We start from the raw sequence: 24,088 nt of genomic DNA on the forward strand, positions 1-24,088 counted from the left end.
CGATGAGTTGCTGCGCGCCAGGGGCCGAGGCGGGACTGCTGCTTGCGCCCGGCCCCGAGATCCCGGCAAGCGAGATCGCGATGGCCAGTCGCAATCTCGGAAACGGTATCTTCCAGACTGATTTCTCGGTTCCGCAGGCGAGGTGCGCGGCGTGCATCGCCTCGATCGAGGGAGCGCTGCAACAACTTGACGGTGTCGTCTCCGTCCGCCTCAACCTGACGTCCAGGCGCGTCTCGGTCAAATGGCGCGCCGATGCCCCGCTCCCTCCGATGATCCAAACACTGGCGGCCATCGGCTACGAGGCCACGCTCGGTGACGTCGCGGAGACCGGCCGCGATCCGGAGATGTCGCGCCTGCTGCGCGCGACCGCGGTCGCGGGCTTCGCCACGACGAACATCATGATGCTCTCGGTGTCCGTCTGGTCCGGGGCCGATGCCGAAACGCGCTACGCGTTTCACTTGATCTCGGCGCTGCTCGCCGTTCCCGCCGTCGCCTATTCGGGACGCATCTTTTTCTCGTCAGCGTGGCGATCGTTGATGAAGCGTACCTCCAGCATGGACCTGCCGATCTCGGTCGGAATCCTTCTGGCCCTCGGGCTAAGCCTCTACGATGCCTTCGTCGGCGGACCGCATGCCTATTTCGACGCAGTCACCTCGCTGATCTTCTTCCTACTGGCCGGACGGACCCTGGACCATGCGATGCGCAGCAAGGCGCGCGATGCTGTGACCGGCCTTGCCCGGATGATGCCACGGGGAGCAACCGTGGTCGCGGCCGACGGCAGCCGCGAGTTTCGCGACGTCGCCGAGATTGCGCCCGGAGATCTTGTGCTGGTGGCCCCAGGTGACCGCATTCCGGTCGATGGAACTGTCATCTCTGGCGAAGGCACCCTCGACCAGTCGGCGGTGAATGGGGAATCCGCGCTCGCGAGCGCATCGACTGGAACGGCCGTCCTGTCGGGCACGATGAGCATCGACGGCTCCTTCGCTGTCCGTGCGGACCGATGCGCAAAGGACTCTTTTCTGGCCGACATGGTGCGGCTGATGGAGGCGGCGGAGGAGGGCCGTGCACGCTATCGCCGAATTGCGGATCGTGCAGCAGCGCTCTATTCACCCGTCATTCATCTCCTTGCGCTCGCGACCTGTGGAGGCTGGCTCCTGCTGACGGGCGATTGGCACCTTTCCGTGACGGTGGCAATTTCCGTCCTCATCATCACCTGTCCCTGCGCGCTTGGATTGGCCGTGCCGATGGTCCAGGTCGTGGCAGCACGCCGACTATTCGACCTCGGAATCACACTCAAAGACGGCAGCGCATTGGAACGGCTTGCCGAGGTTGACGCGGTGGCCTTCGACAAGACGGGAACGCTGACGACAGGCGTTGCGCGGGTGATCGGCTACGATGTGTCCTCCAACGACATCCAGGCTGCAGCCGCGCTCGCAGCGCTCTCCCGCCATCCAGTATCGCGCGCGGTCGCTCAACTCTGCCCGACCGGCCTCCCCCCCGGCGTCCGCGATTTCCGGGAGGTCGCAGGCCTCGGCGTCGAAGGTCGCGTCAACGGGTCCTTGTACAGGCTAGGCAGGGCGGGATGGGCTGAGGAAGGCTCGGCGTCGATCGAGGCAAATACCTCGGCATGGCTGTCGAAAGACGGCCGGAACATAGGCTGGTTCGCCACCAGCGATCAAATCCGCATTGGGGCGGTCTCCGCGGTTCGGACGCTTTCGGGGTGGAGAATGCCGACGGAAATCATCTCAGGAGACCGCGCCGCCGAAGTTCAAAGGGTCGCCAAAGCTCTGGGGATCGGGACGACGCAGCACGGCATGGTTCCTGCCGAAAAGGTCGCTCGTCTCGAAGAACTCAACTTGGCAGGTTACAGTGTTCTGATGGTGGGCGACGGCCTGAACGATGCTCCCGCTCTCGCCGCCGCTCATGTTTCGATGGCCCCTTCGTCTGCGGCCGATGTCGGTCGCAGTTCCGCGGACCTCGTTTTCCTGCGCACGAGTCTGGAGGCCGTGCCTCAGGCAATAGGTATAGCCAAGGCCGCCGCACGGCTGGTCAGGCAGAACCTTGGCCTGGCGGTCGTCTACAACGTGCTTGTCGTTCCTGTCGCGGTACTTGGCTACGTCACTCCGCTGATGGCCGCGGTCGCCATGTCGACATCATCGATCCTTGTCGTCGCAAACGCGATGCGTCTCAATTCGCACCGGAACACGCGGCGCATCGACATCGAGTCCCGGCCTCAGGCGGAATTGATGGAGGCTGCATGAGCTATCTCGTCTGGCTCGTGCCGATCGCGCTGGGAATGGGCCTTGTCGGTCTAGCCGCCTTTTTGTGGTCCATGAACAGCGGTCAACTGGAAGACCTCGACGGCGCGGCCGAAAGGGTGCTTCTGAACCATGGTTCGGACTACCCCGCGTCCAGCAATGCTAAAGGACCCACGGCGGTGCAAGGCGCACGCCCGAAACTCGATGGACAACACCGAAGGGAGCGCGCATGACTTCAAAAACCGATTGGCCCGTTGACTGGGTTTCGGCTTTGGCATTCGCGTTGGGCGCCGTGGTCGTGGCTGTAGCCTTGGGGGTGCTCGCGATCAATCTGGCGACGATGCTGTCGCATCTTTGATGTTTGTGGGAAGGACACAATCGTAGCGATTGGAGAAGACAATCCTCGGACTGCGCCAAAACTCCAGCTACTTTTCTCACCATCCTGACAGCCATCGGCACCAACACCGCCCGGATGGTCTGGGCACTGATGACGAACGGCGAGCGGTACAGGGAGCCGGTCATCGCATAGAACGAGACAGGGCGAGCGATCGCTGACGAGGTTGGAAAGGGCGGATCAGGAGAACCCACTGGGGCCGCACTTCGAGTGCGAGCTTTCGATCGGGACCTGAGCCGCGCGAATGGCATTATGGCCAGCGGCAGATGAAAGGCCGCACTTGCAGGTCGGATACATGGCCGCACCAACCAGCAACTGCAGAATGCTCCAAGGAACCCCTTGCCAACGGAGAGCCGTCCATACACGGCCCCTTACACGACGTTTCGCGAACGCTCTGGCGAGTGCGGCCCTTAGTGCAAAGCATGCAGATGGAGCAATCGTGACTGCGACCCTTGATGCCGGGCCAGCCGCGATTGCATAATCCCCCGGGCATACTGCTGATCCATAGGCGGCTGTCTAAGTCGACAACATTCGACGTGATCCGGCATCTTCCGAAACAAGGCAAGGGTTGGACCTAGCTTTTTTCGCGGGCGAAAAGGCGGCGATGTTTGTCTCGGCGAGCGATTTGGCGGCTGCGAAGGTTAGTCTTCAAAACGTCGGTGCAAGCGCAAACACGGCTGTTAGACGTCTGCGTAGATTGCCTCGATCCGCACAGCTTCATCGTCGGTAAGGGCGGCGAACTCATTTTCGCGCGCCCGCTTCGACAGCTTGCCCCCGTTCTGTCGCAAGAACCGGTACAGCAGGTCGAGTACCCGGTCCGGCATGTCGACCATTCCTTTCACCTGTGCCTTGAAACTATCGTACCTCCGAAGGAACGCGGTCTCAGAAGGTAAGTCGACATCGATTGCGCGCGCGACGCATTCGAACAGGAACTCTGCCTGGGGCGTCGCATCGAAATAACGATAGAAGTCCGCCGTCTCGTTGAGGACCGCGACGTTACCCCGGTCAGTGGGGCGCCAGCGGATGAGCGGTAAAAGACGACGTGAATAGGTTTCCAACACGCGCCGGTAGTCGTCGATCCTATCAAGAATGACGGCCGATACGGGGAAGACAAGACCGGGTGGGTTGAAGCCGCGTTCGGCCAAAACATGATGCATAAGGTAGCGGTGGAGCCGGCCGTTTCCATCCTCGAACGGATGGATGTAGACGAAGCCGAATGCGAGAACGGCCGCGGCAAGAACCGGATCGAGATCCCGCGCGGCGCCACGATCAAAAGCCGTCAGGCCGTCGATCAGAGCAGGTAGATCCTGATGTCGTGCGCTGATGTGATCGGGAATGGGTGTACCGTTCTGACGATCGTGTTCGCCAACAAACCCGCCCTGATCTCTCAATCCGAGATGTACGAAACGTGCGTCTCCGATGACGATGCCCTGCAAGCGCTCCAATTCGGCGCGGTCGATCGGGCGACGGCCCGCCTCGCCAATCGCGTGCCCCCAGCGCTGAATGCGCTCCTGGGGCGGATCCTCGCCCTCGATCTGGAAGCTCGATCGCGAATCCTTGAGCAGCAGAAACGCCGCAGTGCGGGCAAGGAGGTCTGCGGGCAGGTCGGCCACGAGATGCCGTGCTTGGTCACTGAGATTGCGTGCGACAAACCGCTCCAGCGCCGGCGTGCGAAAGATCAGCGGGCAGTATGCGGGCGTACCAGGCAGATTGTTTTTCACGCGATGGCGTGACGATGTCGTCGCCTTGATTGCCCATTGCTGGTCGGGGTCGAGGACAAGTGCATAGCTTCCGAGCGTCGCGTCAGGCAGATCGAGCCGAGTATCGAGCAGCCATTCGTACAGGAACCAGATCCGCCGTGCGTAGGAGCCAGTTGGAGCTGCACGTATCAGGGCCGCAATCGGCTCGGGCCCCGTGGCAAAAAACAGCGCCTTGAGAACGGCAAGGTCGAGCCCTTCATAGCGAAGTGCAAAGGTGAGATGACCGCTGACACTGGGGGCTGGCCGGTGGCGTGGCGTATAGAGCTTCCATCCGTCAGCCTCGTAGACCTTGTGCCGCGGACCGATCGCGGCCAGGTGGAGCGGGATTGGTACCCCCAACTCGAAGGCGTCAATCAATGCGGCGTAACCGACCGGAATGGCCGCTTCGGGCAGTGGGCGCCCGTGAAAGGCGTTTACCGCCTCTGAAAATGGCTTTCGTTGTCCAATTTCCATGAATTTCGATACCGATCTATGAATGACACGCCCAATCGGACTATTTCATGAAAATTGATAACTTTCTACAACATTACCTGAAATCTGGTCTACTGCCGTAAACGACGGTTCCGACTATCACCGCTACGAAACCCTGTTTTCATTTGGTCACGCCGGGGCATACGATCACGAGGACGATGCCACCTATCTCGGCGGTGATGTCCGCATCGTCGACATTGGCGACGCCGACATCATCCACACCGATACGGTCAAGAGCCACGCCAATATCAAGCATGGGGTGCAGAAAATCCTGGCGGCGGGCGCACTCCCCGTCGTCCTGGGCGGCGACCATTCGATCAACATCCCATGCATCGATGAGTCGATCTCGCCGCTCATCAGCTTTCTTTATGACGCATCGCTGATGGGCGATGACGTGCCCTATATCTTGACCACGCCCAAGGGCGAGCTTGTGGAGCTGCCTTCTCATTGGGGGCTCGATGACTGGCCATAATTCGTCCAGTCCTTGGACCTGGACTACATGATGCCGGTCCGCGCCCCGCGCGCCGGCTTCGAGATCTTCCGCCAGGAGTTCGAGGCAGCCTATCTCTATGGCGGGCTTTGGGTGCCCGTGGTGCATCCCTTCCCCACCGGCAGGTTGGCAAGGTGGCATGTGGTAGCCGAGTTCCTGGAAGAGGTATTGGCCCGCGGAAACGTCTGGTTCGCTCCCATGGAAGAGATAGCGGCGCATGTGGCCAAGGTGACGCGGGAAGGAAGCTACAGCCCACGTCGCGTCGCCATACCCCAATATGATGGACTTGTCAGACCCGTATCAAAGTTTGGCTGAACCCGCTCGATCGGCGGGTCGTGCCTTGAACGTCAATTTCGAACATCGAACCGGGGAGGGCGAGCATGATCTCACGCGGCATCGGCTACGTGGTTGCGCAGCGGGATTGTGGCAGCGACTCTGAAAAGTTGGACCCACAGCCGTTGCCGAGGCCGGCAGAACCTCAAAGCGGCCTGCGCACGCTTTTGGTAATGGCCTTTGCCAGGGTTTCGGCCGCGCGAGATGGTTTGTTGCGCGGATAGGCGATGTGGAACATGTCTTCGAAAGTCATGCGCTCGGGGGCGAGCAGCCGCAGGCGGCCGTTGCGCACCCATTCGTCCGCATAGTGATCAGGCAGGAAGCCGATATAGGCGCCGGAAAGCAGCAGCAGCAGCGTTCCCTCCATATGCGGTGTCGCGGCCGCCCAGGTGAAGTTCGCGCCGCAGATCGTCTCGTTCAGCATGTAGGTGCGGCCGGCGAAGGATTGCGCCTCCAGAAGGTCGTCGCTGAGGTCGGCATCGGGTGTCGCAAAGAGCGGATGCCCATCGGCGCAATAGAGCTTCTGCATCTCGGAAAACACCGGCTGGCTGCGGAAATGCGGCGTGACGCTGCCGACCGAGGGCATGAGCACGATCTGATAGGTGCCATTCAGCAGGCCCTGATGCAGCACCTGCGGTGCGGCGACGTCGATCTCCAGATGCACGCGCGGGGCCTGGCCGTGGAAGGCCGCGAGGGCGCCCTGCAAGTCCAGATCGCGGTTGGTGATCATGGCGTCGACGGTGCCGAAGCTGAGATTGCCGGTCAGTTCGCCTTGCGCCTCGCCGATGCGACTTTGGAACTTTTCCAGCGAACCGAAGAGTTCCAGCGCCGACTCATAGACGAGCCGTCCCTCATCAGTGAGCAGGAAGCCGCTGCGTCCACGGCTGCACAGGCGCAGGCCGAGACGTTCTTCCAGATGGCGCATATGGGTGGAGATCGTTGCCTGCGTCATGCCAAGCGCCGATTGCGCGGCGGAGAAGCCGCCATGCTGCACCACCGAGGCGAACACCCGCAGGAGCCTGAGCTCCGCGTCTCCCAGCGACAGATTGAGGACGCGGTGGCGAACCTTGTTGATCATACATTGATTAATGCACAAGTGAACATGCAATCATAGATACTTTTACACGTATCAGCCTTTGGCACACTCCTTCCACCGTGGAGGAGAAACATGGCCAGCAATTCTTATGAGACCGGACGGCTGAACCTGCCGTTCGTCGGCATCTGCACCTTCGGCAAATATCCCTACCAGCCGGATTGGGATGCCATCGACGCCGACGTGGCGATCCTCGGCGCGCCCTTCGACTGCGGCACGCAATGGCGTGCCGGAACCCGCTTCGGGCCGCGGTCGATCCGCGAGGCTTCGACGCTCTTTTCGTTCGGCCACGGCGGCGCCTATGACCACGAGGACGACGTCACCTATTTGCCGAGCGGTGCGGTCTCCATCGTCGATATCGGCGATGCCGACATCGTCCACACCGACACTATGAAGAGCCACGCCAACATCGAATTTGGCGTTCGCAAGATCCTTGCCGCCGGCGCTCTACCTGTGGTGCTGGGTGGCGACCATTCCGTCAACATCCCCTGTATCAACGCCTTTGCGGAGGACTGCGCGAAGAATGGGCCGATCCACATCGTGCAGATCGACGCCCATCTCGACTTCGTCGACGAGCGCCATGGCGTGCGCTACGGCCACGGCAATCCGATGCGCCGGGCGGCGGAAAAGCCCTATGTCAGCGGCCTGTCGCAACTTGGTATCCGCAACGTGTCGTCTACGGCGAAGGAAGGCTACGAGGATGCCCGCAAGATGGGCTCCGACATCCTGTCGGTGCGCCAGATCCGGGCACTCGGCACCCAGGCGGTGGCCGAGCGCGTGCCTGCCGGCGCACGCTACTACGTGACGATCGACATTGACGGTTTCGATCCGTCGATCGCTCCGGGCACGGGCACGCCATCGCATGGCGGCTTCATCTATTATGAGGTGCTGGAAATCCTTAGCGCGCTCACCAAGCGCGGCACGGTCGTCGGTATCGATCTCGTCGAGGTTGCGCCTGACTACGACCATTCCGGCTCCACATCCATTCTGGCGGCGCAGGTACTGATGAACCTGATCGGCCGCGTCATGCATGCAAAGGCAACGTGAGGCCGCAGGCCTGCGAGGAGGAGGAGACATGGACGAAAACGTTCGCAACTATCTCGATCACTATGACGTCAGCGATGCGACCCGGCGCTTTCTGGCAAAACCCCAGAAGATGTTCATCGACGGGGCCTGGGTTGAAAGTGGCGATGGCGCAAGTTTCGACGTCTACGAACCCTCCACGGCAGGCTTGGTCAGCCGCGTGCCATCGGCCACGACCGAGGATCTCGACCGCGCCGTCAAGGCCGCCCGCCGCCAGTTCGACGGAGGCGCCTGGCGCCGCCTCAAGCCGCTCGAGCGCGAACGCCTGATCCATCGCCTCGCCGACCTGATCGAGGCTCATGCCGACGAACTGGCGGAGATCGAAGCCATCGACATGGGCAAGTCGGTGACCTTCGCCCGCGAGGTCGATATTCAAGGCACGATCGACACCTTCCGCTATTTTGCCGGCTGGGCCTCCAAGTTGCATGGACGCACTGTCGAGCCATCGCTGCCCGGCAACTACCTGGCCTATACCCGCAAGGAGCCCTTGGGCGTGGTCGCGGCCATCGTGCCGTGGAACTTCCCGCTCCAGACGATGGCCTGGAAGCTCGCCGCAGCCCTTGCGGTTGGCTGCACCACAATCGTCAAGCCGGGCGAATTGACCTCGCTTTCCACGCTGCGGTTCGCGGAACTGGTGCAGGAGGCCGGCATTCCGGACGGCGTGGTCAACATCGTGACGGGCCGGGGCAGCGTGATCGGCGCGGCCATGTCGACCCATCCCGGCATCGACAAGGTCACATTCACCGGCTCGACGCCTGTCGGGCAGGAGGTCGGTCGCACGGCGGTTGGAAATCTCAAGCATGTTACGCTTGAACTGGGCGGCAAATCCCCCGTCCTCGTGCTCGAGGACGCCGATCTGGCAAGTGCCGCGCGTGCGGTGGTCAATGGCGTATTCTTCAATTCAGGCCAGGTCTGCGATGCCGGTACACGCGTCTATGTCCAACGGTCGGTCCATGACGCATTCCTCGACGAACTTGTAGCCGTCACCCGTACCCTGAAGATCGCGCCCGGGCTGGACCGCGACTGCTACATCGGCCCCCTGGTGTCGGCGCAGCAGAAGAAGGTGGTCTCCGGATATATCGAGGCCGGTCGCCGCGAAGGCGCCGAGCTGATCCATGGGGGCAAGAGCCTCGACCGGCCGGGCCATTTCATCGAGCCCGCCATCTTCGCCCGCTGCAAACCCGAAATGAGCATCGTTCGCGAGGAGATCTTCGGCCCGGTTCTGGTGACCGACGCCTTCGACGAACTGGACGACGCGGTCGCGCTGGCGAACGACTCTCCCTTTGGCTTGGCCGCCGCCATCTACTCGAACGACCTGTCCCGAGTGCATGGGCTTGTTCCGCGCCTGCATGCCGGCTCGATCTACGTCAACGCCCACAGCACCATCGATCCTGCCATGCCGTTCGGCGGCTTCAAGGCATCGGGCTTCGGCAAGGACCTGGGGCCGGAGCAACTGGATTACCTCATGGAAACGAAGGCTGTCTGGATCACGCTGCCCTGAGCGGCAGAAAACACAATCCTCCGGCCGCCGCGTGTGGGCGGCCGGCTTTGAAGATTGGCGGCTGATGGAGCCGCGTATCGTCGCGGAAAGACGCATTAAGGCGCGGCGCGACAAGGGGAACGACCATGGAAAACGATACCGCCTGGCAAAACGAACTGGCGCGCCGCGCCCGCATTTATGAAGACATCGAGGCCCGTGGCCGCTTCGAGGGCACCATGGGCGCGCTCGACTATGCCGCTGTGACCGCCCTGACGCTTGTGCTCGTCGTCGCCTTCTGGTTCTGGGGGGCGTGAGATGACCGATCACATCGCGCATGGCACGCTCGTTACTATCGAAGCCGAACACGAAGAAGCTGCCCGCCACCGTGCCGCTGCCGAACGCGGCGACGCGCCATTGCTGCCTTCCGAGCGGCTGTGGGGTTTCTGGGAATTCACCTATGCCAATTCAGCACTTGCCATTGCTACCTGGGCGTTCCTGATCGGCGGTGCCATCGGCCTGTTCGTCGGACCGAAGGAGGGCATCGCCGCCATCGTGATAGGCAACATCGTCGGTGTGGTGCTGACGGCGCTCGCCACCACCACCATGTCCGGCCGCTACGGCGTCGAGCAGTTCGTCGCGCTGCGCAGCCAGTTTGGCTACAACGGCAGCCGCGTCGTCTACGTGCTGGCCGTGGTGGTGCTCACCATGGGCTGGCTTGCCGTGCTCGCCATGATGTTCGGCCGATCGATCGACGGCCTGATGGCACTAAGTGCGGGGGAGGCCGCCAACCCCACCGGCATCAAGATGATCATCGCCGCTGTCGGTGCCATCCTCGTCACCTGGTTCATCGTCGCCCGCGGGCCGACCTCGATCAAGTTCTTCAATATGGTCGTCTCGCCAGCCCTGGTGATCCTGATGGTGGTGATGCTCTATCTCATCCTCAGCCATCATTCCTTCGGCGAACTCCTGGCGATGCCGGCACTGTCACCGCCCTTCGAAGACAAGACGCTGAATTTCATCGTCGCCGTCGAGGTGAACCTCGCCGCCGGCTTCTCCTGGTGGCCCTATATCGGTAACCTGGCACGGCTTACCAAGAACGAGCGTACCGCCTTCTGGCCAAACATTCTGGGCATCTTCGGTGCCGCAGCACTTGGCGAGATCGTCGGCCTCTTGGCGGCCGTGGCGCTGGGGGAAAGCGACCCGACCATCTGGATGACCAAGATTGCCGGTCCCGTCATCGGCATCATCGCTCTGCTCTTCGTCGCCTTCGCCAACATGACCTCGATGGCGAACATTCTCTACACCTCCATCGTCGGCCTGAGGCAGGTCGGCACCGCCTCGGTGCGCGCCATTTCTTGGGGTACCGTACTCTTCCTGTTCTGCCTCATCCCGCTCGGTCTCGTGGTCGTCTATCCGCAGATGTACGACGGGTTCTTCATCTTCCTCGTCTGGACCTCGGCGCTCAATTCAGCACTCGCCGGCATCGGCATCGTCGACTACTTCTTCCTGCGTGGCCAGAAGCTCGACATGCGCAGCCTGCACGGCCCGCAGGAAAATGGTCCCTACCGCTTCTGGGGTGGCTTCAACCCCATCGGGCTCTTCGCGCTCGCCGTCGGCTGCATCGTCTATGTCGCCGTCTTCAACCCGCAGACGCTCGCGAGCCTGCCGGCATTCAAATACCTCACCGCCTCGCTTCCCGCCTGTGTCGCGGCGGGCGCGGTCCACTACGTGCTGACCCGGCTGTTCGCTCGCGGGCGCGGCTGGGGCCAGTATCCGTAACCTCGGGAACACCGTCATGACCGACAGCTACGACTACATCATCATCGGCGCCGGATCGGCGGGCTGCGTGCTTGCCAACCGGCTCTCCGAAGACCCTGATACGAAGGTCCTGGTTGTCGAATATGGCGGCAGCGACAAGTCGATCTTCATCCAGATGCCGACGGCGCTGTCCATTCCGATGAATGGTGCCAAGTACAACTGGAAATACATGACCTTGCCGGAACCCGGCCTGGACGGTCGCCGGGTGCATTGCCCGCGTGGAAAAGTCATCGGCGGCTCGTCCTCGATCAACGGGCTCGTCTACATGCGCGGCCACGCCAGCGATTTCGACGAATGGGAGGAGCGGGGCGCACGCGGCTGGCGCTACGCCAATTGCCTGCCCTATTTCCAGCGCGCCGAAAGCTGGCAGGACGGGGGCGACAGCTATCGCGGCGCCTCCGGCCCGCTTGCCACCAACGCCGGCAACAAGATGAAGAACCCGCTCTACCGGGCCTTTGTCGATGCCGGGGGAGAGGCGGGTTACATCACCACCGAGGACCCGAACGGACATATGCAGGAGGGGTTTGGTCCCATGCACATGACCGTCAAGGACGGCGTGCGCTGGTCGACGGCCAATGCCTACCTCAAGCCCGCGATGAGCCGGCCGAATCTCACAGTTGTCACCCATGCCATGACGCGACGCGTGCTTTTGGAGGGCAAGCGTGCCACAGGCATCGAATACGAACTGGGCGGGGAGCGCATCGTAGCAAAGGCCAGGCGCGAGGTGCTGATCTCCTCCGGCCCGATCGGCTCGCCGCATCTGCTGCAACGCTCCGGCATCGGCCCGGCTTCGGTGCTGCGCGAGGCCGGTGTCGCGGTGCTGCACGACCTGCCGGGTGTGGGCGAAAACCTGCAGGACCATTCCGAGGTCTACATCCAGTACGCCTGCAAGGAACCGATCACGCTGAACGGCAAGATGGGCCTGTTGAGCCGTGCCCTGATCGGCGCGGAATGGCTGCTGTTCAAGAAAGGACTTTCGGTCTCCAACCATTTCGAGAGCGGCGGTTTCATCCGCTCGGATGCCTCGCTCGCATGGCCGGACATCCAGTTCCATTTCCTGCCGGCTGCCATGCGCTACGATGGCAAGAAGCCGCTCGAAGGCCACGGCTTCATGGTACTGACCGGGCCGAACAAGCCGAAGAGCCGGGGCTATGTGCGGCTGCGTTCGCCTGAAGCGCATGAGCAGCCGGACATCCTCTTCAACTACCTCGATCGCGAGGAGGATCGCGAGGGTTTCCGCCGCTGTCTGCGGCTGACCCGCGAGATCATCGCCCAGCCCGCTTTTGACCGCTTTCGCGGCGAGGAGATCGCGCCCGGCGCCAACGTGCGCAGCGATGACGAGATCGACGCGTGGGTGCGCGAGACAATGGAAAGCACCTACCACCCGTGTGGCTCCTGCCGCATGGGCGAGGATGCCATGGCGGTGGTGGACAGCGAGCTCAAGGTGCACGGCATCGAGGGATTGCGGGTCATCGACAGTTCCGTCTTCCCGACCGAGCCGAATGCCAATCTCAACGCGCCGACGATCATGCTGGCCGAGCGCGCCTCCGACATCGTGCGCGGCAAGCCGCTGCTGGCTGCCTCCAATGCCGAGGTCGGCATGGCACCGGGCGTCGGCGTCACGCAGCGCAGCGGCACGCCGGTGCGCGCAATGCGCCAATAGGGAGAGGCAGATGATGTTGCGCGGCATGGGCTACGTCATCGCGCGCCGGGATCACGAAGATCCCGAGGAGCCGCATGATTGGGCGCTCTTCATCGAAGCCCTTTTCCGCAAATTGCGAATCCGCCTTGCTGGCCGGTCAGCTGGCCTCCCGGAAAAGTCGCAGGACCGGCCTCACTGCCGGGAGAGTGCTTCCGCGAGACGGCCGAGATAGGGCGTCATCCGCTCCGTGGGCACGCCGGCATAGCCGAGGATAAGTGCGCCGGGGCGGGGTGTGACGATCGCATAGTCGGATAGGGGATAGCATTGCAGCCCGGCATCGAGCGCGGCGCGATGCGCTGTCCGGTCGTCGCGGCCGTCTTCGAGCCAGGCGAGCGCGTTGAGCCCGCTTTCGGAGCAATCGACGCGCGCAAGCCCGCCAAGAGCTATCCGTCCGGCTTGCTGGAATGTCTCGCGGCGTTCGGCATAGAGGCTGCGCATGCGCCTGAGGTGGCTGGCGAAATGGCCGCCGCCGATGAATTCGGCAAGGGCGAGTTGGGTTTCCACCGGCACGCTGCGATGGATCAGGGCAGAAAGATTGCGGAAGGCGCCGACGAGCTGCGGCGGCAGCACGAGATAGCCGACGCGGATACCCGGATACAGCGCCTTGCTGAAGCTGCCCGCATAGATGACCCGGCCATGGCTGTCGACCGAGCGCATGGAGGGCAGGGGTGCTCCGTCGTAACGGAATTCGCTGTCGTAATCGTCCTCGATGATCCAGGTATCGTTCACCCGCGCCCATTCGAGGAGGGCAAGCCGGCGCGGCAGTGAGAGCGTCACGCCGAGCGGGTGGTGGCGCGAGGGCATGACGAAGGCAAGCCGCGCATCGGGATGGCGCGCCATGGCGCCAGCCACATCCATGCCGTCGGAATCGACTTCCACGGGGCACAGACGCAGCCCGAGCGTGCGGAACAAGTTGCTTGTGGTGACGGGGCCGGGATCCTCGAACCAGATGCCGTCGCCGGGATCGGCAAGCGCCAAGGCTGCGAGCGTGAAAGCGGCATGTCCGCCAGGCGTGATGACGATCTGTTCCGGATCGCAGGAGTCGCGCCGGTGCAGGGCGAGATATTCAGCGATCCTCTGGCGCAGCATCAATTCGCCCGCGACATCGCCATAGCCCATCGCGGCCCTGCCGCCGCGCGTCACCGCATTCCAGCATTTGCGCCAGACGGCGAAGGGAAACCGGTCGAGTGCCGGCTGGTTGGGCAAGAAAGGCTTCTGTTCCATCTGGCCGATATCGGCCGAGACGCTGCGCGACAGGGCGCCGATCCGCGACAGCCGTGGCGGCGCATCACCTTCGGCCGGCGCGAAGCGCGGTTTCGGCGATTGAGGGGGCAGGGCCGCGGAAACGAAGGTGCCTGCGCCCTGACGCGCCTCGAGGAAGCCCTCCGCCTTCAGGTTCTCCAGGACCCGCACCAGTGTCTGGCGCGACAGGCCAAGCTCCTGCGCGAGGATACGGCTTGCCGGCAGGCGTGTGCCCGCCCTGAGATGGCCGCGCAGGATCGCCATGCGCAACTGGTCCTGGACCTGGCGGAATTTCGGCAGCGCCGCTGCTGCGTCGAGGCGGAGGAAGGGCAGGATTGGGCCTTCGAACTGCTTGGCCAAGGGCGTGCCTCCAGAAAAATTGGTACAGTTATATGCACGATAATGGACGTTTGATTGTTGTCCAATTGTTACATGCTGTCCCTACACGAAAAAGCACCGATGCAGCCCCAGGACGCAGACAGGTGCAAGGGGAACCGGGCCGGGCGGAGAAGCCGACGACCGGATGCAAGGACCAAAGCAGCCATTGCCCACGCGCCGTCGAAGACGGCCAACAGGAGGATTCCATGAACCGCTTCGTATCTAGCGCGGCCAGCCGCGCATTCGTCTCGACGCTTGCCCTTGTCGTCGCCTTGCCGGGCCTGGCGAGCGCCGAGCCGTCGCAGGACCTCGTGGATGCCGCTACCAAGGAAGGCATGCTGACGGTCATCGCGCTGCCGCATGACTGGTGCAATTACGGTGAGGTCATCGCCAACTTCAAGGCCAAGTACACCGGCATCGAGGTCAACGAGCTGAACCCTGACGCGGGAACGGCCGACGAGCTGGAGGCGATCCGCGCCAACAAGGGCAATACGGGTTCGCAGGCCCCCGACGTCGTCGACCTCGGTCTCGCTTTCGCGCCGACCGCGGCTAAGGAAGGCTTGCTCCAGCCCTACAAGGTGGCGACCTGGGACGAAATCCCTGACAACATCAAGGACGCCAACGGCTATTGGTACGGCGACTACTACGGCGTCATGGCCTTTGGCGTGAACAAGGACCTGCTTTCGACCGCGCCGGCCGAGTGGTCGGACCTTTCCAAGCCCGAGTATTCTGGCGCGGTGGCGCTTACTGGTGATCCTCGTTCCTCGGCACAGGCGATCCTTGCGCTGATGTCGGCCGGTATTTCGCGTGGCGCCGAACCTGGCACGGACTCCGGTACCAAGGGGCTGGAACTCTTCGCCGAACTGAACAAGGCCGGCAATTTCGTGCCAGTGCTGGGCAAGGCCGGCACCATCGCCCAGGGCCAGACGCCGATCGTCGCCGCCTGGGATTACAACCTTTTGGCCTGGCGCGACGCGCTCAACGGCAACCCGCCGATGGAGGTGGTCGTGCCGACGAGCGGCGTGGTGGCCGGCGTCTATGTGCAGGCGATCTCGGCCTATGCGCCGCATCCGAATGCCGCAAAGCTCTGGATGGAATATCTCTATTCCGACGAGGGCCAGACCGGCTGGCTGAAGGGCTACTGCCATCCGGCGCGTTTCAACGCCATGCTGAAGGCCGGCAAGTTCCCGCAGGTCCTGCTCGACAAGCTGCCGCCGGCCGAAGCCTATGAAAAGGCGATCTTCCCGACTGTCGAGGCGCTCGACGCCAACAAGACCGCCATCGTCGAAGGCTGGGACAAGATAGTCGGCGCCAACGTGAAATAGGCCGCGTTCGGAACGGAGGCTCTCTTTGGCGGAGCCTCCGGCCGCAGCGCCTTGAGGAACAATCCGATGAACACAAGCGCATTATCCCTGCCAGCCACCTTGCGGCCACGGCAGATCATCAGCTGGTTCGGGGTCGCTCCCTTTTTCCTCTTCGCCCTTTTGTTCCTTATCTTGCCAACGCTCAACATCGTCGTCGGCGCCTTCCGCAATGCGCAAGGTCAGGCGACGCTGCAAAATCTTGGCAAGCTTTTCTCGCCCTCCATCCAGTCGGCCTTCTGGATCTCGATCGAACTCAGCCTGCTGACGGCGGTGCTCGGCTGTCTCTTCGGCTTCCTCATCGCCGCAGCCATCACGCTCGGTGGCCTGCCGCGCCCGTTGCGCAACGCCATCCTCACCTTTTCCGGTGTTGCTTCCAACTTCGCCGGCGTGCCGCTCGCCTTCGCCTTCATCGCCACGCTTGGCCGTCTGGGCTTCGTGACCATGCTGCTGCGCCAATGGTTCGGCATCAACCTGTACGGCTCCGGCTTCAGCATCGTCTCGTTCCTTGGCCTCGCGCTGACCTATCTCTATTTCCAGATCCCGCTGATGGTCCTGATCATCACGCCAGCGCTCGATGGGCTCAGGCGCGAATGGCGCGAGGCGGCCGAAAGCCTCGGGGCCAGCGGTTTTCAATACTGGCGCCTGGTGGCGCTGCCGGTGCTGTGGCCGTCACTGCTCGGCACGCTGGCGCTGCTCTTCGCCAATGCCTTTGGGGCCGTCGCGACCGCCATTGCGCTCACCGGCTCGTCGCTTTCCATCGCGCCCATCGTGCTCTTCGCGCAGATCCGCGGCGATGTTCTGAACGATCCACATCTCGGCTACGCCATTGCCTTCGCCATGATCATGCTCACCGCCATTGCCAACGGCATCTACATCCTCCTGCGCATGCGCGCCGAACGGTGGGTCAAATGACGGGAAAGCGCTTCTGGTCCTGGCTCGCCGTAACGTTCGGCGGACTCTATTTTCTGCTTCCGCTCGTGGGCATGTTCGATTTCTCGATGCGCATGCAGCGCGGCGCCTATTCCTTCGAGGCGTACCGCGTCGTACTTGCCGATCCGCGGTTCCAGCAGACCTTCGGCTATTCGGTCGTCCTGGCTCTGCTGACCATCGTCCTCGGCATCCTGATCGTCGTGCCGACCGCCTATTTCGTGCGGCTGCGTTTTCCCGGCCTCCGGCCGATCATCGAGTTTATCACGCTGCTGCCGCTGGTCATCCCGCCCATCGTCATCGTCTTCGGCTATATCCGCATCTACAACACCTCTTCCATCCTGCCGCTGACGGGAAGCTGGTGGGGCACAAACATCCTGCTGCTATTTGGCTATGTGGTGCTGTCGTTGCCCTACATGTACCGCTCGGTGGATACCGGCCTGCGCACCATCGACATCGCCAGCCTTACCGAGGCGGCACAGTCGCTCGGGGCCGGCTGGGCGCGCATTCTGACCGTCGTCATCCTGCCGAACGTCTTCGTCTCGGTACTGTCAGGGGCTTTCCTGACCTTTGCGATCGTCATCGGCGAATACGTCTTCGCTGCGCTGCTTAACGTCAATTCCTTCGGCCCCTACATGGTCTGGATGGGCGGCAACCGGGCCTACGAACCCTCCGCACTTGCCGTCATCGCGTTTGCCATCACCTGGGCATGCATGGGGCTGATCCAGCTTTTCACCCGCTTTTCCATATTCTCCATCGTGAGGCGTTGATCATGGCCTTCCTCGACATCCAGCATCTGGAAAAGGCCTTCGGCGCTATGCGTGTCGTCAAGGATTTCAATCTCGGCGTCGAAAAGGGCGAATTCGTCTCCTTCCTCGGCCCCTCCGGCTGCGGCAAGACGACGGTGCTGCGCATGGTCGCCGGCTTCGAGACGCCGACATCCGGTGCCATCTGCATCGAGGGACGGAACATAACCGGCCTGCCCGCCAACCGCCGCAACATCGGCATGGTGTTCCAGGCCTATGCGCTCTTCCCCAACCTGACGGTGGAAGAAAACATCGGTTTCGGCCTCAAGGTGGCGGGCGAGGGCAAGGCCGCGACCCGCAGCCGTGTCGGCGAGATGCTCGAGCTGATCGGCCTGCCGCAGCTCGGCGGCCGCTATCCTTTCCAGCTGTCCGGCGGTCAGCAGCAACGCGTGGCGCTGGCCCGCGCGCTCGCGCCTCGGCCACAGGTGCTGCTGCTCGACGAGCCGCTGTCGGCGCTCGACGCCAAAATCCGCATCAGCCTGCGTGAGGAAATCCGCCGCATCCAACGCGACCTCGGTATCACCACGATCTTTGTGACCCACGATCAGGAAGAGGCACTCTCCATGTCGGATCGGGTGGTGGTCATGCACCAGGGCATCGCCGACCAGGTCGGCACGCCGTTCGAGATATACAATCGGCCGACCACACGCTTCGTCGCGCAGTTCGTCGGTTCCTTGAACCTGCTCGACGCCAACGTCGTGGACGCTGCCGCCGGCAAGGTGCTGCTTGGCGACGTGCCCGTTTCACTGAACCGGCCGCTGCTCGGTCGCTCCGGCGAACGCATCTCCCTGGCTGCCCGTCCTGAGATCGTCACGCTGGGGCGCAGCGATGGAGACCATGTCGTGCTTGCCGGCCGGATCGCCGACGTACATTTCCTCGGCTCGGTGATCCGCATCCGCGTCGCAGTCGAAGGGGGCCTTCTCTCGCTCGACACGTTCAACCAGCCCGACCGGCCGCCGCCCTTGTTAGGCACGCCGGTCGAGGTCAGCGTGTCCCATCGCGACCTTTTGGTTCTCGCTGCCTGACCCTTTCACCCGAACCGACATCCAGCGAAGGAGCCGGCCGATTGACCGAGATGTCCTGGGCTGCCTTGGCAGTCCCCGATTGGCGGGCAAGAATTGCCACGCTGGCCGCTCCCCTCCGCATTGGGCTGGCGCAGCGGGCGCGCAGCGCGCCGCTGTTTGCCCATGCCTACGCCTTCCACCTCAACATGCGCTTTGGCGGAATGTCGCCGTTGCGCGTGGCCGAATTCGCCAGGGCGCAAAACCTGTCCGGTCTCAAGATCCACGTCGAGGATGGCGAGCAAGCAAGCCTGAGCCGTATGTCCGAAGAGGCGTTACACGCCTATGGCGCGGCGATGAAGGGTCTCGGGCTGGAGCTGCATGTCGAGACAAGCACGACGGGAGTGACAGGCCTCGCGGACGCGGTGCGCATCGCGCTCGCCACCGGCGCAACCTCGCTGCGCTGCTATCCGCGTTACGAAGGGCGCGTTTCCGAGATCATCGACCGCACGATCGCCGATCTGCGGCAGCTGGCGGCGTTCGATCCCGACGGGCGCCTACGTTTCACACTCGAACAGCACGAGGATCTCAAATCCGAGGAACTGGTCCGTATCCTGAAGGCGGTCACCAACCCGCGCCTCAGCCTGCTGTTCGATTTCGGCAACATGGTCAACGCTTATGAGCTGCCGCTGCCCGCGCTCGCGGTACAGGCGCCCTTTGTGAGTGAGGTCCACGTCAAGGATTGTCTCGTCCAGCCGGACCGCGGCGGCTGGGCGCATGTCGCATGCCAGTCCGGCAAGGGCCATCTGCCGATGCATGCGATGTTTGTTGAATTGCTGCTTCTGGGCGAGGAGCGGCCGCAGGTACTGGCTTTCGGGCTGGAGGAGGAGGAGGGCTATTTCGCACCCGCCTTGCGCTTTCCCTCGGAGGAGGCCGACCCCTTCATCGCTGCCCGATCCGCCAGTTTCACGCAGATCGGCTCCGGCGATCTGACGGTGCGCCTCCAGCAGGAAGCCGTTGCCGCCTGCAGGCAGGTCGAAACCATTCGGGCCTTGCTCGACGCCATAGCTACCGAAGCCGAAAGGACGCAAGGATGACCCACGAGCCTGCCTATCTGGCACTAGCCCATGCGATGGCCGATGCAGCCGCCGACGTGATCCGCCCCCATTTCCGAAAACGCCTTGCCATCGACACCAAGGCCGACGCCAGCCCCGTCACCGTTGCTGACCGGGACGCGGAAGCCACGATGCGGCAGATGATCGAGGCGCAGTTTCCCGACCATGGCATAAGGGGTGAGGAATTCGGTGCCTGCCGAACCGACGCCGAATGGATCTGGGTGCTCGACCCCATCGACGGCACCAAATCCTTCGTTTCCGGCTCACTTGCCTTCGGCACCCAGATCGCGCTTCTCCACCGAGGCAAGCCGGTGCTCGGACTGATCAACCAGCCGATCACGAGGGAACGCTGGTTCGGTACCGGCGAGATAGCTACCCTGAACGGGGAGCCGATCCACACCAGCGGCACGACAGCGCTCGACGAAGCGATCCTCTACACATCGGCGCTCGAACAGTTCGACCGATCTCGCCATGACCGGTTCTCCGCGCTGGCGGCAAAGGTCTGCTTCACTCGCTTTTCGCACGACTGCTACGCCGCCGGGCTCCTGGCACTTGGCGGGATCGATCTTCTCATCGAAAGCAACGTCTTCGACTACGATATCCTTCCGCAAATGCCCATCGTGCAGGCTGCGGGGGGCACCGTGACCGACTGGGATGGACGGCAGCTCGGTGATGCGTCGCGCTACGACACCGTGCTTATGGCGGCAAACGAGCAAATCCATCGGGCCGCACTGAAAGCTCTGCGTCCCGCATCAGCGCCATAGGAACAAAACTCTGCCAAAGATGACCGAGGGCTCGGCGGCCTGAAGACAGAAGGACAGCGCGTTTTGCAAGATGATGCGGTGCTGTGCATCGCCGGGAGGTCCGGCAGACAGCGAACCTCCCGATCCTCCTAGTTGATAGTGACCGCCATCACGCCTGGGCGGGCAATTTTTTCCCGAGCCAAGAAAAGCAGGATCACCACGAAGACCGCTTCGACCATAGCGAAGGCCATGAAGGCTTCAAAAAACGAGCCGCCCGAAGCCCTGATCACCAGGCCCATCATCCACGGAGAAACGAAACTCGCCGCCACGCCGAGGACTTCCGCATAACCAACTGCTACGGTCGCCAGTTCGTCGGCGTATTTCTCGGTGAGCAGGGCGAAGATGGCGCCGCCACCAAGTACCGCGATGCCGCTCAGGCCAGCCAGAACCAGCAGCCAGCCAAACGACATCGGATAGATTGCCGCAGCGGTGAAGGCGAAGGCGATCATCAGCGCCATCGCGGTGCCGAATTTGATCATGAAGACCTTGCCTACGCGGTCGGCTGCGTAACCGCCGACGACCAGGAACACCACCTGCGACAGCCCCATTAGCGTGCCGATAACAGCAGCGCTTTCGACTGGCATGTTCTGCACGGCGATGAAGGCCGGCACGACCCAGGTCGCCGTTCCGGCAATGGCGAAAGTGCAGGCAGCGATGCCCAGACCCCCAACGATGATCCACTTCGAGCGGAAGATGACGCTGATCGGGATCGATGCGCCACGCGGCAGCGGCGGCTCCCAGGCAAAACCGTTGATGCCTATCTCGGCCGGCCCATTGCGGGCGAAGAGGCAGTTGATGAGAGCGACGATCAACGTCCCGCCGGCCAGAACAGCGAAGAATGTACGCCAGCCAAAGGCCATGGTCAGCGGAATTCCAAGCGCGAAATCAAGCGTGATCGCCAGGCTGTATGCCGCCAGGATGAGGCCGATGATGCTGCCGCGTCGAGACTGCGGAAACCAGCCTATGACCAGCTTCATGTTGCCGAGAAAGATCGCCGCGTCGAAGAAACCAATCAACAGACGTAACGCGACCAGCTGGCCATAACTCTGCACATAGATCTGCAGGACCATGCCCAGGCCGGTGCCGGCAAGTCCGATCAAAAGCATCATGCGCGCCGTCATGTGCCGGCTGAAATGCGACCACACGACCATGCCGATGCCGTAGGTCAACGCGAAGATACCCTGCGCGAAACCGGCTTCGGCCGGGTCGAGTTGCAGGGTTTCGGAGATGAATGGAATGACTGCTGCGAAGGCATACCAATCCGCCGCAAGAAAGACCTCGCACACCAAGGCGAGTGCAAGCATGCCGATTTGCCATCGCCGGATGCGCGACCGGTCGTTTTCGGTAATTGTGTCCCAGTTCATCGTCCGTCCCCCGTTGGAAAACCTGGTTTTTGCGTGAGTGTGGTCGCCTATTTTTGCAGCTTCGTTCGAGCTGCGGCCCATTTCCGCGGGGGTTCCGCCTGCGGCGACTGAGACAGGCGGAAAGATGTGTCGCCGTCAGGACTGCGGCGGCAGGAAATTGACCTCGTGTTCGGCTGCGATACGCACGACTTCAGCCGGATCGCCGACATTGTGGATGCGGTCGAACAGTCCGCGCAGGACCCGCGTCGGCGAGACCCAGAACAGGCAGCGCACAGTGCCGGAAGACTTGTTGAAGATGCCGTGCGGCTCTCCCATCGGCATGCGGATCAGGTCGCCTGCGGTTGCAATCACTTCCTTGCCGTCGAGCCAGAGGTCGAGGCGGCCCTCGAAGACCGAGACAAACTCGTCCTGGGTCGGGTGCATGTGAGGGGGAACAAAGGTGCCTGGGGGCAGGATCGCGTGCCACGCCATGGAGGCATCCGATTGTTGTTTCAGAGTGTATGTCTGGCCAAGAATACTCCAGACGGTGCCGTCATAGGCTTCGTCGCTTTTTGTCACACCGGCCTGCATTACAATCATGATGTAGTTGTCCTTGTGAGTTGGTGTTCGTCGTTAAGGGTGCCGTCAGGCGTCGAGAAAATCGCGGAGCAGGGTGGTCGCCTGGGGCGCTTCCTCGAACAGGAGATGCCCGGCGCCTGGGACCAGCTCTAGACGGGAAACGGGGATGGACTTCAGCCAGGCGTCTGCCTGCGCAGCCGGCCGCATTCGGTCCTCGCTGCCCCAAAGCAGCAAGGTGGGAGCAGCAATGCGATGAAGCCAGGCACCCAGTTTCGGATTACCTTGCGGTTCGATGGCAAGCAGGCGACCGAGCGCCGCCATCTCGCGCCCAAGCGACGCGCCGAATGTAGGGTCTTGGGTCGTTGGAAAATATCCCAGCGCGACGCGCGGGTCATGGGTCAAATAGCCGGGAAGTTCTGGCGGGCTGACGGTGGACAGGTCGGGCGCGGGGTGTTCGCGCACGACCAGACCCGCCGGTGAAATCAGTGCCAGCCGACGCAGACGGCTGCTTTGCCGAGCCGCATACTCGGCTGCGATCCAACCGCCAAGCGAGAAGCCGGCAAGGTCGAACGCTTCAAGCCCGAGCCGGTCAATCAGATCGGCATAATGCAGCACATAGTCGTCGATTGAGGTGATGCGATCGTCGTCTGCCGAGTCACCGAACCCTGGATGATAGGGAATAATGACTTTCGCGCCCGTAGCCAGCGTGCGGGCGAATTCGAAGCCGGTAAACGTACCTGCGCCATGCAGGAAGACCAGAGGAAAGCCCTCGCCGATACTGTGCACGATGGTGCGAATGCCGCGGATCTCGTACTCGGCGCGCTCAAAACCTTCCAAGGCCGGAAAGGGTCCGGGTTGCAGTGTCATGATCTGAAAACTCCCTGTTTATTCGGCGGCGACACAGCATGGCCGCCCGGCGAGGCCGGCAAACTGGTCGACCGCGTCGATAATGCGCTTGAGCACGATGGGATTGCTTGGAACGCCATCGGTGAAGTCGGTTTCGCTGGCATAGATCGCTGTCGGGATGGTGCAGGCTTCGAAAAACCCGAAAAGCGGTCGAAGCTGATGTTCAACGACGAGGGAATGGCGCATGCCGCCGCCCGTTGCGGTCAGAAGCACGGGTCGGTTGATCAGCGCTGACGGATGGACAAGGTCAAACACATGCTTGAACATCCCGGCATAAGAACCCTTGTAGACCGGGCTGCCGACGATCAGCGCGTCGGCGTTTTCGATCGCCTCCACAATCGATCGGGCCTGTTTGTTCAATCCGGCCGGTGAACAGGCGGCCAACCCTTCTCCGGCGTCCACCAGGTCGAATATCTCGACGGAAAAGCCATGGCGCTGGCGGATTTTTTCGGAAACGGCTTCGACAAGCGCACGTGTTTTCGACGGCCTCTGCGCGTTGCCGCAGAAGCCGATGACTTTGACACCGGTCATCCAGATCTCACTCCCGTATGGAACCACCAGGTCTTCATCGACCTGTTCGGCGGTTCGCCAACTCCCATAAGCGCTCAGTTTCCGAACGGTAAGCTGCTTGGGCAAGCCCCCCAGTTGAGGGGGTTGCTGACGCAACGCCCGGTTGGAACAGTGCAGCGAGAAAGCGCCTGGCACGACCGGCAAGGCGCAGACCAACAAGGGTGGAGCCTGT

At 62.6% G+C, this 24,088-nt stretch carries 22 protein-coding genes and 1 pseudogene; 16 read left to right on the forward strand and 7 right to left on the reverse strand.

The features are described from left to right. Positions 1 to 2: 2 nt before the first annotated feature. Genes IHE39_RS17520 through IHE39_RS30965 form a run of 3 tightly spaced genes read left to right on the forward strand, consistent with a single transcriptional unit; the run spans position 3 to position 2,616 of the window. The gene (locus tag IHE39_RS17520; protein WP_192567377.1) at positions 3 to 2,261 is read left to right on the forward strand and encodes a heavy metal translocating P-type ATPase; all 2,259 of its coding nucleotides are present in this window, start codon (positions 3 to 5) and stop codon (positions 2,259 to 2,261) included. Next, positions 2,258 to 2,491 (forward strand): cbb3-type cytochrome oxidase assembly protein CcoS, encoded by a 234-nt coding sequence (gene ccoS / locus IHE39_RS17525; RefSeq protein WP_192567378.1) that lies wholly within the window; start codon positions 2,258 to 2,260, stop codon positions 2,489 to 2,491. Before IHE39_RS17520 ends, ccoS begins: the two co-directional genes overlap by 4 nt. Beyond that, positions 2,488 to 2,616 (forward strand): hypothetical protein, encoded by a 129-nt coding sequence (locus IHE39_RS30965; protein WP_281399375.1) that lies wholly within the window; start codon positions 2,488 to 2,490, stop codon positions 2,614 to 2,616. The genes ccoS and IHE39_RS30965 overlap by 4 nt, the downstream gene beginning before the upstream one ends. A gap of 716 nt (positions 2,617 to 3,332) precedes the next feature. Here IHE39_RS30965 and IHE39_RS17530 read toward each other — a convergent pair. Next, complete coding sequence (locus tag IHE39_RS17530) at positions 3,333 to 4,865, reverse strand: Fic family protein (protein ID WP_192567379.1); 1,533 nt, start codon at positions 4,863 to 4,865, stop codon at positions 3,333 to 3,335. A 130-nt stretch (positions 4,866 to 4,995) separates the two neighbouring features. On the opposite strand from IHE39_RS17530, the pseudogene IHE39_RS17535 reads away from it, so the two are divergent. Together IHE39_RS17535 and IHE39_RS17540 are read left to right on the forward strand one after the other, a co-directional pair. Continuing rightward, a pseudogene (locus tag IHE39_RS17535) lies at positions 4,996 to 5,220 on the forward strand (arginase family protein); the annotation flags it as partial. 162 nt (positions 5,221 to 5,382) lie between these two features. Continuing rightward, entirely contained in the window at positions 5,383 to 5,688 is a 306-nt protein-coding gene (locus IHE39_RS17540; protein WP_192567380.1) for a polysaccharide deacetylase family protein, read from the forward strand. Positions 5,689 to 5,851: 163 nt separating this feature from the next. Here IHE39_RS17540 and IHE39_RS17545 read toward each other — a convergent pair whose 3' ends face one another. Then, complete coding sequence (locus IHE39_RS17545) at positions 5,852 to 6,784, reverse strand: LysR family transcriptional regulator (RefSeq protein WP_192567381.1); 933 nt, start codon at positions 6,782 to 6,784, stop codon at positions 5,852 to 5,854. A 90-nt stretch (positions 6,785 to 6,874) separates the two neighbouring features. Here IHE39_RS17545 and speB point away from each other — a divergent pair, with 90 nt between their 5' ends. From speB to betA, 5 genes are all read left to right on the forward strand, one after another. After that, positions 6,875 to 7,846: an agmatinase gene (speB, locus tag IHE39_RS17550; RefSeq protein ID WP_184771743.1), complete on the forward strand. Its 972-nt coding sequence runs from the start codon at positions 6,875 to 6,877 to the stop codon at positions 7,844 to 7,846. A gap of 28 nt (positions 7,847 to 7,874) precedes the next feature. Continuing rightward, positions 7,875 to 9,383: an aldehyde dehydrogenase family protein gene (locus IHE39_RS17555; RefSeq protein ID WP_192567382.1), complete on the forward strand. Its 1,509-nt coding sequence runs from the start codon at positions 7,875 to 7,877 to the stop codon at positions 9,381 to 9,383. Positions 9,384 to 9,508: 125 nt separating this feature from the next. Next, positions 9,509 to 9,676 carry a hypothetical protein gene (locus tag IHE39_RS17560; RefSeq protein ID WP_192567383.1) on the forward strand — a complete coding sequence of 56 codons (168 nt, stop codon included), beginning with the start codon at positions 9,509 to 9,511 and terminating at the stop codon, positions 9,674 to 9,676. Between the two features lies 1 nt (position 9,677). After that, the gene (locus IHE39_RS17565; RefSeq protein WP_192567384.1) at positions 9,678 to 11,141 is read left to right on the forward strand and encodes a purine-cytosine permease family protein; all 1,464 of its coding nucleotides are present in this window, start codon (positions 9,678 to 9,680) and stop codon (positions 11,139 to 11,141) included. 16 nt (positions 11,142 to 11,157) lie between these two features. Continuing rightward, on the forward strand, positions 11,158 to 12,843 hold the full coding sequence (betA, locus tag IHE39_RS17570) for a choline dehydrogenase (RefSeq protein ID WP_192567385.1): 1,686 nt from the start codon (positions 11,158 to 11,160) through the stop codon (positions 12,841 to 12,843). A gap of 171 nt (positions 12,844 to 13,014) precedes the next feature. On the opposite strand, the gene pdxR is transcribed toward betA, so the two are convergent. After that, positions 13,015 to 14,484, reverse strand: a complete 1,470-nt coding sequence (gene pdxR / locus IHE39_RS17575; RefSeq protein WP_192567386.1) for a MocR-like pyridoxine biosynthesis transcription factor PdxR — start codon at positions 14,482 to 14,484, stop codon at positions 13,015 to 13,017. A 224-nt stretch (positions 14,485 to 14,708) separates the two neighbouring features. On the opposite strand from pdxR, the gene IHE39_RS17580 reads away from it, so the two are divergent. The 6 genes from IHE39_RS17580 (at position 14,709) to IHE39_RS17605 (ending at position 20,479) form a co-directional block, all read left to right on the forward strand. Further along, positions 14,709 to 15,827, forward strand: a complete 1,119-nt coding sequence (locus tag IHE39_RS17580; RefSeq protein WP_192567387.1) for an ABC transporter substrate-binding protein — start codon at positions 14,709 to 14,711, stop codon at positions 15,825 to 15,827. Between the two features lie 66 nt (positions 15,828 to 15,893). Then, positions 15,894 to 16,778: an ABC transporter permease gene (locus IHE39_RS17585; protein ID WP_192567388.1), complete on the forward strand. Its 885-nt coding sequence runs from the start codon at positions 15,894 to 15,896 to the stop codon at positions 16,776 to 16,778. Next, complete coding sequence (locus IHE39_RS17590; RefSeq protein ID WP_192567389.1) at positions 16,775 to 17,563, forward strand: ABC transporter permease; 789 nt, start codon at positions 16,775 to 16,777, stop codon at positions 17,561 to 17,563. The genes IHE39_RS17585 and IHE39_RS17590 overlap by 4 nt, the downstream gene beginning before the upstream one ends. A 2-nt stretch (positions 17,564 to 17,565) precedes the next feature. Beyond that, positions 17,566 to 18,624: an ABC transporter ATP-binding protein gene (locus tag IHE39_RS17595; RefSeq protein ID WP_192567390.1), complete on the forward strand. Its 1,059-nt coding sequence runs from the start codon at positions 17,566 to 17,568 to the stop codon at positions 18,622 to 18,624. 50 nt (positions 18,625 to 18,674) lie between these two features. Then, a complete protein-coding gene (locus IHE39_RS17600; protein ID WP_246485548.1) occupies positions 18,675 to 19,697 on the forward strand; it encodes a TIM barrel protein in 1,023 nt (340 codons plus the stop codon). After that, a complete protein-coding gene (locus IHE39_RS17605) occupies positions 19,694 to 20,479 on the forward strand; it encodes an inositol monophosphatase family protein (protein WP_184771720.1) in 786 nt (261 codons plus the stop codon). The genes IHE39_RS17600 and IHE39_RS17605 overlap by 4 nt, the downstream gene beginning before the upstream one ends. Positions 20,480 to 20,607: 128 nt before the next feature. Here the strand turns inward: IHE39_RS17605 and IHE39_RS17610 are convergent, their stop codons facing one another. The 4 genes from IHE39_RS17610 to msuE all read right to left on the reverse strand — a co-directional run bounded on the left by IHE39_RS17610 (position 20,608) and on the right by msuE (position 24,075). After that, positions 20,608 to 21,822 (reverse strand): MFS transporter, encoded by a 1,215-nt coding sequence (locus tag IHE39_RS17610; protein WP_246485534.1) that lies wholly within the window; start codon positions 21,820 to 21,822, stop codon positions 20,608 to 20,610. Positions 21,823 to 22,017: 195 nt separating this feature from the next. Beyond that, positions 22,018 to 22,461: a cupin domain-containing protein gene (locus IHE39_RS17615; protein ID WP_184771716.1), complete on the reverse strand. Its 444-nt coding sequence runs from the start codon at positions 22,459 to 22,461 to the stop codon at positions 22,018 to 22,020. A gap of 45 nt (positions 22,462 to 22,506) precedes the next feature. Beyond that, positions 22,507 to 23,307, reverse strand: coding sequence for an alpha/beta fold hydrolase (locus IHE39_RS17620; RefSeq protein ID WP_184771714.1), 801 nt, complete (start codon positions 23,305 to 23,307; stop codon positions 22,507 to 22,509). An 18-nt stretch (positions 23,308 to 23,325) separates the two neighbouring features. Next, a complete protein-coding gene (gene msuE, locus IHE39_RS17625) occupies positions 23,326 to 24,075 on the reverse strand; it encodes an FMN reductase (protein ID WP_312880915.1) in 750 nt (249 codons plus the stop codon). Positions 24,076 to 24,088 lie beyond the last annotated feature (13 nt).

The sequence above is a fragment of the Aminobacter carboxidus genome (genome assembly GCF_014863355.1).
Classification (GTDB): Bacteria; Pseudomonadota; Alphaproteobacteria; order Rhizobiales; family Rhizobiaceae; genus Aminobacter; species Aminobacter carboxidus.